Below are 13,281 nucleotides of genomic sequence, written 5' to 3'. Positions count from 1 at the left end.
TCCTTGCGCTACTCTAGCCCGGCCATGACCCACACGCCCACGCCCGCCGATTTGCCCTCTCATACCTCTGTGCTGGTGGTCGGCGCGGGGCTTGCTGGGCTCTGCGCGGCGATAGAAGCGCGTCAGGTCGGGGCCGCGGTGCTGGTGGTCGATGCCGCGCCGCCGGAACGGCTCGGCGGCAATGCCCGGCATGGCCGCAACATCCGCGTCGCGAATGACGTTGAAACGCCCTTCCAGCGCGATGCGTATCCCGCGGCCGAATATGCTGCCGATCTGGCCCGCATCGGCTGCCCCGATCCCGCGCTTGCCACCGCTTTGGCCGAGGGCTCGGCGGAGCTTGCGCCTTGGCTGCAAGCCCAAGGCGTGCGGCTCGAGCCTTGGGCCGAGGGTCATCTGCCCTATTCGCGCCGCACGGTGTTTTTGCGCGGTGGGGGGCAGGCTTTGGTCAATGCGCTTTTGCGCCGTGCGGCGGGGCTCGGTGTGCTGATCCGCCCGCTATGTGAGGTCGCCACGCTCGACCCCGCGCTGTTGGACCCTGCCGCCAAGGGGCCGTTTTCGCTCGAAATCCGCACCGGAACGGGGCCGCATGGCCTCACCGCAGATACGGTCATTTTGGCGAGCGGCGGCACCGGGGCGGATCTTGTAGACCCCGCCGCCAACCGGGGCACGCCCGAGCAATTGGGCGCGCCGCTCCGCTGGGCGCTCGCGCAGGGTGCCAAAGACGCCGGCACGCCCGGTGATGGCCATGTGGTGGCGGTGGATGCCCGCGCCGCGCGCCATGACGCCGGGATCGTGAGCCGCGTTGATGGCATGCATCTGGGCATTGTCGTCGGCGCAGACGGGAAGCGTTTTTATGACGAGGCGCGGGTCACCACCCCAGCGCGCCATTCGGTGATGGCCCGCGCGATGGTCGCCCGCCCCGATCCGCGCGCTTGGATCATTTTGGGCGAAGTGGCGCTGGCCGATCTGCCGCCGGTTTTGCTGCCCCCGCTCAAAGCCGAAACGCCCGATGCTTTGGCACAGCTTTGCGGCCTTGATCCACAGGCGCTTACCGCCATGCTTTCCGCCCCCAGTGACCCGCCGCGTTCGGCCCCGGTGACGCTCGCGCCGCCCTATTATGCGATCCCGGTGGTGCCGGGGATCGGTTTTACCCGCTACGGGCTGGCGATCGACCCGCAGGGCCGGGTGATCTGCGCCAATGGCACGCCCGCGCCGCGGTTTTTTGCCGTGGGAACAATCTCTTGTGGGGCGGTGTTGGGGGCGGGCTATCTTTCTGGGGCGGGGCTTTCGCTCGCCGCTGTTTTTGGGCGCTTGGCCGGGCAAGCGGCGGCGGCTTTGGTCCCGCCTGCCTCCGCCGCGCCGCAACCCTTGCCCAAGCTGCCGCCCCCCGCCGCGCGTGTGGCTTTGGAGGCGCGGGGGGAGGCGCAACGCGCGCTCAACATCTGTAACACCTGCGGTTTTTGCACCGGGCTTTGCGCGGTCTTTCCCGCCGCGCAGCGCCGCCCCGCCCTTGCGCCCGGCGATCTGCGCCATTTGGCGCATCTGTGCCATGATTGCCGCTCTTGCGCCTATGATTGCCAATATGCCCCCCCGCATGATCTCGCGGTAAACCTGCCCGCCACTTTGGCCGCCGCGCGGCGGGTGGAATACAAAGGTGAGGGGCGCGGGGCCGAGGTTTTGTTCTGGGCGTTGACCCTTGGCCTGCCGCTCTTGGCGCTGATCTTTTTGCCGTGGGCGGCGCTTTTTGGCACGCATCAGGGGGAGTTTTACACGGTGTTGCCGCATAGGCTGATGGCGGGCGGCGCGGGGGCGGTGTTTGGCTGGGCGGGCCTCGCATTGCTCGCCCGCTTCGTGCTTTACTGGCGTGCGATCCGGGGGCCGGGGGCGCCCGTTACTTGGGCGGCGTTGAAGGCCGGTCTGCGCGACGCGCTCTCCTTGCGCAATCTGGGCGATTGTGAGACCCGCACGGGCTCGGCGGGGCAGGGGCGTCGCGTCGCGCATCACCTGCTGGCGGGGGGCTTTTTGCTCACCTTCCTTGCCACGGTGGCGGGGTATATTTTGCATTTAGCAGGCCATCCCGCGCCCTATCCGGTGGTGAGTGTGCCGGTCATTTTGGGGGCCTCGGGGGGGGTGGCTATGCTCTCGGGGCTTGGCCATTTGCACGCCATGCGCCGCAGGCTTGACCCGGTTCCCACACATCCTGCGATGGCGCGGGCCGATGGGTTTGCGCGCGTCCAACTCGCCACCCTTGCGGGCACCGGGCTTTTGCTTCTGGCGCTACGCGACACGCCGCTGATGGGGCTTTTGCTCGCGCTGCATCTGGGCGCGGTGGCGGGCTTTGCGTTGCTGTTGCCCTTTGGCAAATTGGCGCATGGCGGCTTTCGCACGCTCTCGCTGATCCGCCATGCCGCGGAGGAAGCGGTGCAGCTTGACAAAAGCCGCCGCCCCAAGCGATGACGCGCCATGTCTGAGCTTTCCCATGGGCCGAAGGGCCTTGCCATCGCCGCCCCCGCCTCTGGCTCGGGCAAAACAACGCTGACGCTGGGCCTTTTGGGGGCGCTTCGGGCGCGCGGGCGCGTGGTGCAGCCGTTCAAAAACGGCCCCGACTATATTGACCCCGCCTTTCATGCCGTGGCGGCGGGGCGGGCGAGTTTCAACCTTGATGGTTGGGCGATGGGCACGGGCCTTTTGGGCGCGATTGCGGCGCAGGCCGCTGGGGCTGACCTTGTTATTTTTGAAGGCGCGATGGGCCTTTACGATGGCCCGCCCGATCCGGGCCGCAATGGCCGTGGCTCAAGCGCCGAACTCGCCAAACGCTATGGCTGGCCGGTGGTGCTGGTGCTTGATACCAAGGGGCAGGGGCAATCGGCGGCGGCGACCGCGCTTGGCTTTGCCCGCCACCCCGATGCGCCGCCTTTCGCGGGCGTGATCGTGAACAATGTGGCGAGCCCGCGGCACGAAGGCATGATCCGGGCCGAGATGGCGCGGCTTGGCCTGCCGGTTTTGGGCGCGCTGCCGCGCAACCCAGACATGGTTCTGCCCGAGCGCCACCTTGGCCTTGTCCAAGCGGGCGAGCAGGCAGAATTGGCTCAGGTGCTTGAAAAACTCGCCACCTTTGTGGCTACCAATGTGGATTTGGATGCGCTGGAAGCGGCGGCCAGCGCCGCGCCGCCGCCCGCACCGGGGGCTTGGCCCAAACCACCCGCGCAGCGTATTGCGCTCGCCCGGGATGTCGCCTTTTCCTTTGCCTATCCGCATATGTTGGAGGGCTGGAGCCGCGCCGGGGTGGAGCTGCTTCCCTTCTCCCCGCTCGCTGATGAAGCTCCCGACCCGAGCGCCGATCTGGTCTGGCTGCCCGGCGGTTACCCCGAACTGCATGCGGGCAAGCTTGCGGCGGCAAACACCTTTCTGACCGGACTACGGAATTTCGCAGCGCAAAAGCCGGTGCATGGCGAATGCGGCGGCTACATGGTGCTGGGCGAAGCGCTCGTGGATAAAGAGGGTGTGCGCCACCGAATGGCGGGGCTTTTGGGGTTGGTGACGAGCTATGCCAAACGCCGCCTACATTTGGGCTATCGCGCGGCCACGCTGGCTGCCCCAATGCCGGGCCACGCCGCTGGCACGGCGCTTTGGGGGCATGAGTTCCATTACTCAACGATTTTGGAGCAGCCCGACGCCCCCTTGGCCGAGGTGCGCGATGCGGCGGGGAATGTGGTGCCCGAGACCGGCTCTGTGCGCGGCCATGTCAGCGGCAGTTTCTTCCACCTGATCGCGGATTAAGGGCTGGTGCGGTGACCAGTCGAGCCGCGCCTTAGTTCTGCGCCAAGCGCCCTTCCTCTGCTGCGCGGAACCAGTCGCGGATCGCGGCGCGGTCTTCGGGCTCCATGAAATTGGCGCTGCCGGGCGGCATCGCATCTGTTAGCCCCGCGAAAATATAAATCTCTTCGGCGTGGTTCGCGACCGCCTCGGGTGTATCGAGCAAAAGCCCGCGGGGCGCAGTGGCAAAGCCCTCCCACGCCGGTTCGGCGGTGTGGCACATCGAACAATGCGCGCTGACAAGATCCGCCGCCTCTTCAAAGCCCTCTGCCATCGCATAACGCTCCCCCCGCGTGGTCAGCGCGGCGGTCTCTTCCGCCACCACATCGCGTTGGGTTGAGAGCCAGACACAGGCGGCAAACAGCACCAGCGTTGCCGGAATGGTCCAATAGGGGCTGCCCTTGCCCGCATGGCGGGAGTTGAACCAATGCCGGATCGTGATCCCCATCAAGAACACAAGCGTGGCAATCACCCAGTTCCATTCCCCCGAGAAAGCCAGCGGGTAATGGTTTGACAGCATGAAGAAAATCACCGGCAGGGTGAGGTAGTTGTTATGGGTGGAGCGCAGTTTCGCAATCCGGCCAAATTCCGGGTCGGGGGTGCGGCCGGCCTTGAGGTCGGCCACCACGATCTTTTGGTTCGGGATGATCACGAAAAACACATTCGCGGTCATGATCGTGGCGGTGTAAGCGCCCAGATGCAGGAAGGTGGCGCGGTCGGTGAAGACGTGGTTGTAGCCCCATGCCATTGCGGTCAGCGCAAGCAGCAAGAGCGCCATGAAGGCAGCGGGGTAATGGCCGAGTTTCGATTTGCAGGCCCGGTCATAGATCAGCCAGCCGATGGTGAGCGAGGCGGCAGAAATTGCCATTGCCTGCCACGGCGCAAGGTCCAATTTCAGCGGATCAATCAAGAAAATATCGGCGCGATACCAATAGACCATCATCAGCATCGCCGCGCCGGAAAGCCATGTCGCGTAGCTTTCCCATTTGAACCAGATCAGATGCTCGGGCATCCGCTCGGGCGCGACCAGATATTTCTGGATGTGGTAGAAGCCCCCGCCATGCACCTGCCATTCTTCGCCTGCTGCACCGGGCGGCAGATCGGGCGCCTTGCGCAGGCCCAGGTCAAGCGCGATGAAGTAAAACGACGAGCCGATCCAGGCGATGACAGTGATGATGTGGAACCAACGCATCGCGAAGGATGCCCAGTCCCACAAAAGGGCGGTGTCGAGCATTCTTTTTCTCCTTTTGCGGTAACGCTAGCGGGGCTCTCGCGCGGCCTCCAGCACAAAATCCGGGCAACTGCCACTTGGGGTTGCATCTGCCTGTTTTTGCGTCTTTTCTGTGCGCGAAATGCTGCGGAATGGATCGCGGCAGGAAGAAGGAAGACCGAGATGCAAACGCTGCAAATTGAAGAGCTCACCGCCGAGGCATTTGCGCCTTATGGCGATGTGATCGAAGTGGCGGGGCCGCCCACCAAGCTGATCAATGGCGGGATGTGTGGGCGCCATGATGATATGGCGCGGCTTGATTTCGACCCGAGCGAAGGCGGGCGCGGCGGCATTTCGCTCTTTGATGCAAAGGCGCGTGCGTTGCCGCATGTGGTGGATTTGGTCGAGCGCCATCCGTTGGGCTCGCAAGCTTTCTTGCCGCTTGATGGGGTGCCGTTTTTGGTTTGCGTGGCCGAGGATGAGGGCGGCAAGCCGGTGCGTCTGCGCGCGTTCATGACCAAGCCGGGGCAGGGGGTGAACCTGTTGCGCAATGTTTGGCATGGGGTGCTGGCGCCGATGGGCGCGCCGGGCCGCTATGCGGTGGTGGACCGGATCGGCCCCGGCGTGAACCTAGAGGAATATCCGCTTGATCCGCCGTTTGTGGTGGAAGAGTAAGCTTTCGACCCTGTGGCCCGGCGCTCCGCCGGGCCATTACACCTCAGCCCCAGCCGATCCAAACGGCGAGGTGATAGGTGATAAAGGCCGCCACCCAAGCCAGCCCGAACATGTAGGCGAGTGACACCCAGACCCATTTGCCCGAGCCGGTTTCGCGCCGGATCACGGCCAAGGTGGAGAGGCACTGCGGCGCAAAGATGAACCACACCAAGAAGGCGAGCGCCGTGGCCAAGCTCCATTGGCTGGCGAGAAGCGTGGCGAGGGCCGCCTCGCCGCCCTCAGCCCCACCGGCCACCGAATAGACGGTGGCCAAGCCCGCCACGGCAATTTCACGCGCCGCCATCGCCGGGATCAGCGCCACCGAGATTTGCCAGTTAAACCCGATGGGCGACAGAACCGGCTCGATGAATTGGCCGATTTTCGCAGCGAAGCTGTAAAGGATTGCGGGTTCGGTGGCCCCTTCCGGCGCTTGCGGAAAGGTCGCCAAGACCCAGATCAGCACCGTCATCGCAAAGATCGTCGTGCCCGCGCGCTTGAGGAAAGACGAGGCGCGCACCCAAAGCGCGAAGCCCACCGAACGCGGCCGCGGGATTTTGTAATCGGGCAGATCCAGCATGAAGGGCGGAGAAGCTTCACGCCGCGCAAACAGGAACTTTGCGACCGCCGAAACGGCCAGCGCCGAAACAATGCCCGCCGCATAAAGGCCAAACATCACAAGCCCTTGCAGGTTGATGATGCCCGCCACTTGCTTGGCCGGAATGAAGGCCGAGACAATCAGCGTATAAACCGGAATGCGGGCCGAACAGGTCATCAGCGGCGCGACAAGGATTGTGGTGATCCGGTCGCGCGGATTGTCGATCACCCGCGTCGCCATAATACCGGGAATGGCGCAGGCGAAGGAGGACAAAAGCGGAATGAAGGCGCGCCCATGCAGCCCCGCGCCGCCCATGATCCGATCCATCAAGAAGGCCGCGCGGGCCATATAGCCCAAATCTTCCAAGAGCAGGATGAAGAAGAACAAGATCACGATCTGCGGCAAGAAGATCAAAACGCCGCCCACGCCGCCGATGACGGCATCGGTGAGGAAGCTTTGCACCAACCCCTCGGGGATGTGGCCCGTGATAAACTCTGCCGCCGCGCCAAAGCCGCCGTCGATCATATCCATGAACGGCGCGGCGCCCGCAAAGACCGCCTGAAACATCACGAACAACAGCACGAGCAAGAAACCCAAGCCCATCACTGGGTGCAACAGCAGCCGGTCAATGCGGTGGGTCAGCGTGTCATGTTCGGGCGGATGGCTCACCGCATGGTCAATCAGCCGGTCGGCGGCGCGATGGCTCAGCCGCAAATCTGCCGCATCAGGCGGCGCCCACATATTCGGCCCCGGTTCGGGGATGCCTTGGGCAAGCGTGCTGTCTAGCTGGGAAAGCAGCGCCTCCAGCCCGCCCTTGCGCACGGCGGTGGAGGTGGTGACGGGCACGCCCAAATCTTCAGAGAGCGTGGCGGTATCAATCTCGATCTTCCGGTGCCGGGCGATGTCGATCATGTTCAAAACCACGATCATCGGCAGGCCGGTGGCGACCAGTTCCATCGCCAGCCGCAGCCCGGCGCGCGGCGCGACCGAATCCACCACCACCAGCATCAGTTCCGGCGCGGGTTCCTCGGGGTGATGGTTCAACACCACATCCCGGGTGACAATCTCATCGGGTGAGCGCGCGCGCAGGCTATAGGTGCCCGGCAAATCGGTCAGCGCGATGGTGTTCCCGCCGGGGGTGGTGAAATTCCCCACCTTCCGCTCGACCGTCACGCCCGCATAATTGCCCACCTTTTGGCGCGAGCCGGTAAGCGCGTTGAAAAGCGCCGTCTTGCCACAGTTGGGCGGGCCGACGAGTGCCAGACGGAAGGGGGCGGAACGGGGCGGCTCGGACATGCGGATCAGGAAACGAGGATCGCCATGGCCTCGCGGCGGCGCAATGCAACGGTGGTGCCATTGACGCGCACGGCAATCGGGTCGCGCCCAAAGAGCCCCTCGTGCAAGATCGTCACTTTCGCGCCTTCAACAAAGCCCAACTCAATCAGGCGGCGTTCCATTTCATCGGCGGGCAGGCAGGCGGAATGTTCAGTGGCCAGAATGTGGAACACATGGCCTGAAAAGCCGCGATGCAGCGTACCCAAAGGTTGATGCTCGGCCAACGGTGCCTGCGTGGCATGGGGCAGATCGGGCGAAAGCATCATTGGTGTCGCTCCTTCGCGGGCGAGTCGGACCAATTCCGGCTCGGCATGGGCTCATACTGTCAATTCCGACTGGAATGGTCAAGTTAGGTGCCCCCCGCTTGGCCTTAATCTTGCGCGACCTGTGGCCGCAAGTAAATGCCCCGCAGGCAAAGCTTTTCGTTGTGCGACCATTGGGCCTTCTGCGGTGCAGCATTTTTAGGCAGCCCCGCAACGCCCTGCGCAAACACGGAAGGAATGAACAGCAAACGGCCCCGCGCAAAGCACGGGGCCGTAGGGGCCGGGGTCTGAGGATGGAGGAAGATCAGAGCCCCAGATATTCCCCCATCACCACGCGCGACCCGCGCGCCCAGATGCTGTTCAGCGCTTTGGTGAAGCTTTCCACCACCGCCGGGTTGCTGCCCAAAGCGCCATAGATGTCTTCCATCTCGAGCCAAGCGGCGGGGCGCTCTTTCGCTTCATGGCTCACGGTAACCAAACGGTCCCAATTCGGGTCATTGGGGGCGATCACCGCACCGCTTTCCGATGTGCCGAAGCAATAGCGGCACCACAGCGCGGAGAGCAGAATAAGCCCCTCCGCCGGTGCGCCCGCCGCGACGCGATCCGCGATCGAGGGGATGATGAACTTCGGCTGCCGGTTCGAGCCATCCAAGCAAAGTCGGCGTACCGTATCGGCCACCTCGGGGTTTGAGAACCGCTCGACGATCAGCGCTTTATAATCGCCCAAATCTTGCCCCGGCACCGGCGGCACAATCGGCAGAACCTCGGCGCTGAGCACACGATTGAGGAAGGCGCGGATCAGATCATCTTCCATCGCCTCATGCACGAAGTGGATATCCGCTAGGCCACCGGGGTAAGCAATGATCGCATGCCCACCATTCAGGATGCGTATCTTCATCGTCTCGAATTTATCGACATGCGGGGTGAAGGTTACGCCCACCTTTTCCAAAGCGGGGCGGCCTGCGGGGAAATTGTCTTCCACCACCCATTGGCGGAACGGCTCGCATGTGACGGGGGCTTTGTCGTTCAGCCCCATCTCCGCGGCCATCGCAATTTCGCGCGCGCCGGTGGCGGGGGTGATGCGGTCCACCATCGAATTGGGGAAAGCCACGGTCGCGGCGATCCAATCGGCCAATTCCGGGTCAGACAGGCGGCAAAGACCCACCACCGCATCGCGGGTGACATGGCCGTTATGGGGAACGTTGTCGCAACACATCACGGTGAAGGGGGCAACGCCTGCCGCGCGGCGCGCTTTCAGCGCGGCAATGATCGCGCCAAAGGCGGTATTGGGCGCGGCGGGATTTTCCGCATCGGCGCGAATGTCGGGATGCTCGGGGCTGAAAGTGCCGGTCTTCGGGTCGATGTAATAGCCGCCCTCGGTCACGGTCAGGCTCACAATCCGGATATTGGGCTGGCGCATCGCCTCGATCAGCGCAGCATTGCCTGCCTGCACCTCGATAAAGCCGATCATCGCGCCAATGACGCGGGCACTATGCGCACCCGGCGCAAGTTCGATGACGGACGACAGGCAATCTTGCGCCAAAAGCGTGTCGCGCATAGCGGCGTCGGGCGCACGCACGCCCGCGCCCAAAATCGCCCAATCATGGCCTTCGCCAAGGGCAAAAAGGTCATCAAGATAAACCGCCTGATGCGCGCGGTGGAAATTGCCCAGCCCAATATGAACAATGCCGGGCGTGAGCTTGGACCGGTCATAGCCCGGTGCGGCAACGGTTTTGGGCAACGATGCGAGAGTAGCGTTTGAAAGGGTCATGTCTCAGCTCATCCAGTTTCCGCCATCGACATTGTAAGTCTGGGCGACGATGTAATCGGCCTCGGGGCTGGCAAGAAAAATCGCCATGCCGGTGAGGTCTTGCGCGGTGCCCATACGGCCAAAGGGGACGGCGGCGCCGACCTCTTTTTTCTTTTGGCCGGGGGCCTTCATTTCATATTTGGCAAAGAAGGCATCGACGCCGTCCCAATGTTCGCCATCGACCACGCCGGGGGCGATGGCATTGACGTTGATGCCATGCGAAATCAGGTTCAGCCCCGCCGATTGGGTGAGGCTGATGATGGCGGCTTTGGAGGCGCAATAGACCGCCACCAAGCTTTCGCCGCGCCGCCCGGCTTGGCTCGCCATATTGATGATCTTGCCGCCGCGCCCTTGCGCGATCATTTCGCGCGCCGCCGCTTGCAAGGTGAACAGCGTGCCCGAGACGTTGATCGCGAAGACGCGGTCATAATCGGCGCGGGTGATCTCGTCGATGGGGGCGGCGGTGAAGGTCGCGGCGTTGTTGATCAGAATGTCGATCCCGCCACCCGCGCGCATAAAGGCCATCGCGGCCTCAATGCTGGTTTGATCGGTGACATCCAATGCCACCGCCTCACAGCCAAGCTCCGCCGCCGTGGCGCGCGCGCCTGCGATGTTGATATCGCCAATCACCACCTCGGCCCCCTCGCGCAGGTAAGCCTCTGCGAAGGCGCGGCCAATGCCGCGTGCGGCCCCGGTGATCAGCGCGCGTTTGCCAGCGAGCCTCATGTCAGCGCCCACCCCTGTTGGTCGAAGCGGTGCAGTTGCGCCATGTCGGGGCTGAGGAACACCGTGTCACCGTGGTGCAGATCGACCTCGCCGCCCGCGCGGACGTTCAACACCCCATATTCGGTGGTGACATGCAGGAAGGTGTCCGAGCCAAGGTGTTCAGACACGCCCACCGTGCCCTGCCACGCGCCTTCGGTGGTCGAAACCTTGATATGTTCGGGGCGGATGCCAATCGCATGAGCGCCATGTTTCGCGGCCTCGGCCCCTTCGATGAAGTTCATCTTGGGGGAGCCAATGAAGCCTGCCACAAAGCGGTTGCGCGGGGTGCGGTAAAGCTCCAGCGGGCTGCCCACTTGCTCGATCCGGCCCGCTTGCAACACCACAATCTTGTCGGCCATGGTCATGGCTTCAACCTGGTCATGGGTCACATAGATCATCGTCGTTTTCAGCGATTGATGCAGTTCGGAGATCTCAAGCCGCATGTTCACGCGCAGCGCGGCATCGAGGTTGGACAGCGGCTCATCGAACAAGAACGCCTCGGGGTTGCGCACGATGGCGCGGCCAATGGCAACCCGCTGACGCTGTCCGCCCGACAATTGCCCCGGACGCCGGTCCAGATAATTGGCGAGGTTCAGCACCTTGGCAGCGGCTTGCACCTTGGCCTCAATTTCCTCAGGCGGGAGCTTGGCCATTTTCAAAGGGAAGGCGATGTTCTTCTTCACCGTCATATGCGGGTAAAGCGCATAGGACTGAAACACCATCGCCAAGCCGCGCTCGGCGGGGGCAGCCTCGGTCGCATTGCGGCCATCAATTTCGACCACCCCGCCCGAGACATCTTCAAGCCCGGCAATCAACCGCAGCAGCGTGGATTTTCCGCAGCCCGAGGGGCCCACAAAAACGACAAACTCGCCGTCGTTGATATGCAGGTCGATGGGCGGAATAACCTCGACCTCGCCAAAGCGTTTGGTCACGCCCTTGAGAATGATTTCACCCATGTGGGGCTCCTTACTTGACGGCGCCGAAGGTCAGGCCACGCACCAACTGCTTTTGGCTAAACCAGCCAAGGATCAGAATGGGGGCGATGGCGAGCGTCGAGGCGGCAGAGAGTTTCGCGTAGAACAGCCCCTCGGGGCTGGAATAGCTGGCGATAAAGGCGGTGAGCGGCGCGGCTTTGGCGGCGGTGAGGTTCAGCGTCCAAAACGCCTCGTTCCACGCCAAGATGATGTTCAAAAGCAGCGTCGAGGCAATGCCGGGCACGGCCATTGGGGTGAGCACATGAATGAGCTCATCTTTTAGCGTCGCCCCATCCATCCGCGCGGCTTCCAGAATTTCGCCCGGAATTTCGCGGAAATAGGTGTAGAGCATCCACACCACGATCGGCAGGTTCATCAGCATCAAGACCACAACCAGCCCGATGCGGGTGTCCAAAAGCCCCAGATCGCGGAAGATCAGGTAGATCGGCACAAGCACACCCACGGCGGGCATCATCTTGGTCGAAAGCATCCACATCAACAGATCTTTGGTGCGGCGCCCCGGCACGAAGGCCATCGCCCAAGCGGCGGGGATGGCGATCACAAGGGCCAAGAGCGTGGAGCCAAGCGAGATCACCACCGAGTTCCAGAAATGCCCAAAGTAGTTGGAGCGCTCTTGCACGGTCTCATAGCTTTCGAGCGTGAAAGGCGTGGTGAGCACGGTCAGCGGGCTTGCAATCGCATTGCCCTCAGATTTTAAGCTCAAGATCGCGGTCCACAGGATCGGGAAGAAGATCGCGAGCCCAATCGTCCAAGCAATTACGGTGACAAGAGCCTTGCGGCGGGGGGATACGGCGCGGGCCATCGGTTACGCCTCCAAGTTCTTGCCGATCATCCGCATCAGGAAGATCGCAACGATATTGGCCAAGATCACGGCAATGATGCCGCCCGCCGCACCGGTGCCCACGTCATATTGCAAGAGCGACTGGATATAGACGAGGTAGGTGAGCGTGGTCGAAGCCGTGCCCGGGCCGCCATTGGTGGTGACCAAAATCTCCGCAAAGGTGGAAAGCAGGAAGATCGTCTGGATCAGCACGACCACGGTGATCGCGCGCGCCAAATGCGGCAACATCACATGGACAAAGCGCGCAATCGGGCCTGCACCATCCATTTCGGCGGCTTCCAATTGCTCGCTATCGAGCGATTGCAGCGCGGTAAGCAAGATCAGCGTCGCAAAGGGCAGCCATTGCCACGAAACGATCAAGATGATCGAGGCGAGCGGCGATTGTGACAGAAAATCATAAGGTTGCAGGCCAACGCTTTTGGCCAAATGGGCAAAGACGCCGTTCACCGGGTTCATGAACATGTTCTTCCACACCAAGGCCGAAACCGTGGGCATGACGAAGAAGGGCGCAATCACCAAAACCCGCACCACGCCTTGGCCCCAAAACGGTTGGTCCAAAAGCAGGGCAAGCAACAGCCCCCCCAAGGTGGTGATCGTCAGCACACCCAGTACAAGGGCGAGCGTGTTGAAGATCGCCGCGCCAAAGGCGGGGTCGGTCAGGAAGTAGGTGTAGTTGTCAAAGCCGGTGAAGCTTTCCATCCCCGGCATCAAAAGGTTGTAGCGCTGTAACGAGAACCACAGCGTCATGCCCAGCGGGATAATCATCCAGCCCAGCAGCAATAAAACAGCGGGCGAGATCATCAGACGGGCAGCGGTGCGCGAGGCTTGGGTCGACATTGTCGGGCTCCGGCTGGCGGGGGCGCAGGCACATGAAAAGCGCGGGCGCCTTGATCGGAAACGGGGGGCGGCGGATGCGCCGCAATCGGTCGAAAGGGGG

11 protein-coding genes are annotated in these 13,281 nt (G+C 63.1%); 3 read left to right on the top strand and 8 right to left on the bottom strand.

The annotated features are described in order from the left end of the window. Window positions 1-24: 24 nt before the first annotated feature. Both tcuA and CRO18_RS05565 read left to right on the top strand, forming a co-directional pair. On the top strand, window positions 25-2,457 hold the full coding sequence (gene tcuA / locus CRO18_RS05570) for an FAD-dependent tricarballylate dehydrogenase TcuA (RefSeq protein ID WP_097081358.1): 2,433 nt from the start codon (window positions 25-27) through the stop codon (window positions 2,455-2,457). 6 nt (window positions 2,458-2,463) lie between these two features. Further along, the gene (locus CRO18_RS05565) at window positions 2,464-3,780 is read left to right on the top strand and encodes a cobyrinate a,c-diamide synthase (RefSeq protein WP_097081357.1); all 1,317 of its coding nucleotides are present in this window, start codon (window positions 2,464-2,466) and stop codon (window positions 3,778-3,780) included. 31 nt (window positions 3,781-3,811) lie between these two features. Here the strand turns inward: CRO18_RS05565 and CRO18_RS05560 are convergent, their stop codons facing one another. Beyond that, window positions 3,812-5,050 carry a urate hydroxylase PuuD gene (locus CRO18_RS05560; RefSeq protein ID WP_097081356.1) on the bottom strand — a complete coding sequence of 413 codons (1,239 nt, stop codon included), beginning with the start codon at window positions 5,048-5,050 and terminating at the stop codon, window positions 3,812-3,814. Window positions 5,051-5,209: 159 nt separating this feature from the next. Here CRO18_RS05560 and CRO18_RS05555 point away from each other — a divergent pair, with 159 nt between their 5' ends. Then, window positions 5,210-5,701 carry an ureidoglycolate lyase gene (locus CRO18_RS05555; RefSeq protein ID WP_097081355.1) on the top strand — a complete coding sequence of 164 codons (492 nt, stop codon included), beginning with the start codon at window positions 5,210-5,212 and terminating at the stop codon, window positions 5,699-5,701. A 43-nt stretch (window positions 5,702-5,744) separates the two neighbouring features. On the opposite strand, the gene CRO18_RS05550 is transcribed toward CRO18_RS05555, so the two are convergent. The 7 genes from CRO18_RS05550 to CRO18_RS05520 form a co-directional block, all read right to left on the bottom strand. Further along, window positions 5,745-7,631, bottom strand: a complete 1,887-nt coding sequence (locus tag CRO18_RS05550) for a ferrous iron transporter B (protein ID WP_097081354.1) — start codon at window positions 7,629-7,631, stop codon at window positions 5,745-5,747. A 5-nt stretch (window positions 7,632-7,636) separates the two neighbouring features. Further along, complete coding sequence (locus tag CRO18_RS05545; protein ID WP_097081353.1) at window positions 7,637-7,936, bottom strand: ferrous iron transport protein A; 300 nt, start codon at window positions 7,934-7,936, stop codon at window positions 7,637-7,639. A 301-nt stretch (window positions 7,937-8,237) separates the two neighbouring features. Further along, window positions 8,238-9,674 (bottom strand): mannitol dehydrogenase family protein, encoded by a 1,437-nt coding sequence (locus CRO18_RS05540; protein WP_170952585.1) that lies wholly within the window; start codon window positions 9,672-9,674, stop codon window positions 8,238-8,240. Between the two features lie 33 nt (window positions 9,675-9,707). Then, entirely contained in the window at window positions 9,708-10,469 is a 762-nt protein-coding gene (locus CRO18_RS05535; RefSeq protein ID WP_097081351.1) for an L-iditol 2-dehydrogenase, read from the bottom strand. Continuing rightward, complete coding sequence (locus CRO18_RS05530) at window positions 10,466-11,464, bottom strand: ABC transporter ATP-binding protein (RefSeq protein ID WP_097081350.1); 999 nt, start codon at window positions 11,462-11,464, stop codon at window positions 10,466-10,468. The genes CRO18_RS05535 and CRO18_RS05530 overlap by 4 nt, the downstream gene beginning before the upstream one ends. Before the next feature lie 10 nt (window positions 11,465-11,474). After that, complete coding sequence (locus CRO18_RS05525) at window positions 11,475-12,305, bottom strand: carbohydrate ABC transporter permease (protein ID WP_097081349.1); 831 nt, start codon at window positions 12,303-12,305, stop codon at window positions 11,475-11,477. 3 nt (window positions 12,306-12,308) lie between these two features. Then, window positions 12,309-13,181: a carbohydrate ABC transporter permease gene (locus CRO18_RS05520; protein ID WP_097081348.1), complete on the bottom strand. Its 873-nt coding sequence runs from the start codon at window positions 13,179-13,181 to the stop codon at window positions 12,309-12,311. Window positions 13,182-13,281 lie beyond the last annotated feature (100 nt).

It is taken from the genome of Rhodobacter sp. JA431 (assembly GCF_900217725.1).
GTDB lineage: Bacteria > Pseudomonadota > Alphaproteobacteria > Rhodobacterales > Rhodobacteraceae > Rhodobacter > Rhodobacter aestuarii.
The sequence above is the reverse complement of the archived record's forward strand: the minus strand, read 5'-3'. Positions and strand labels throughout refer to the sequence as shown.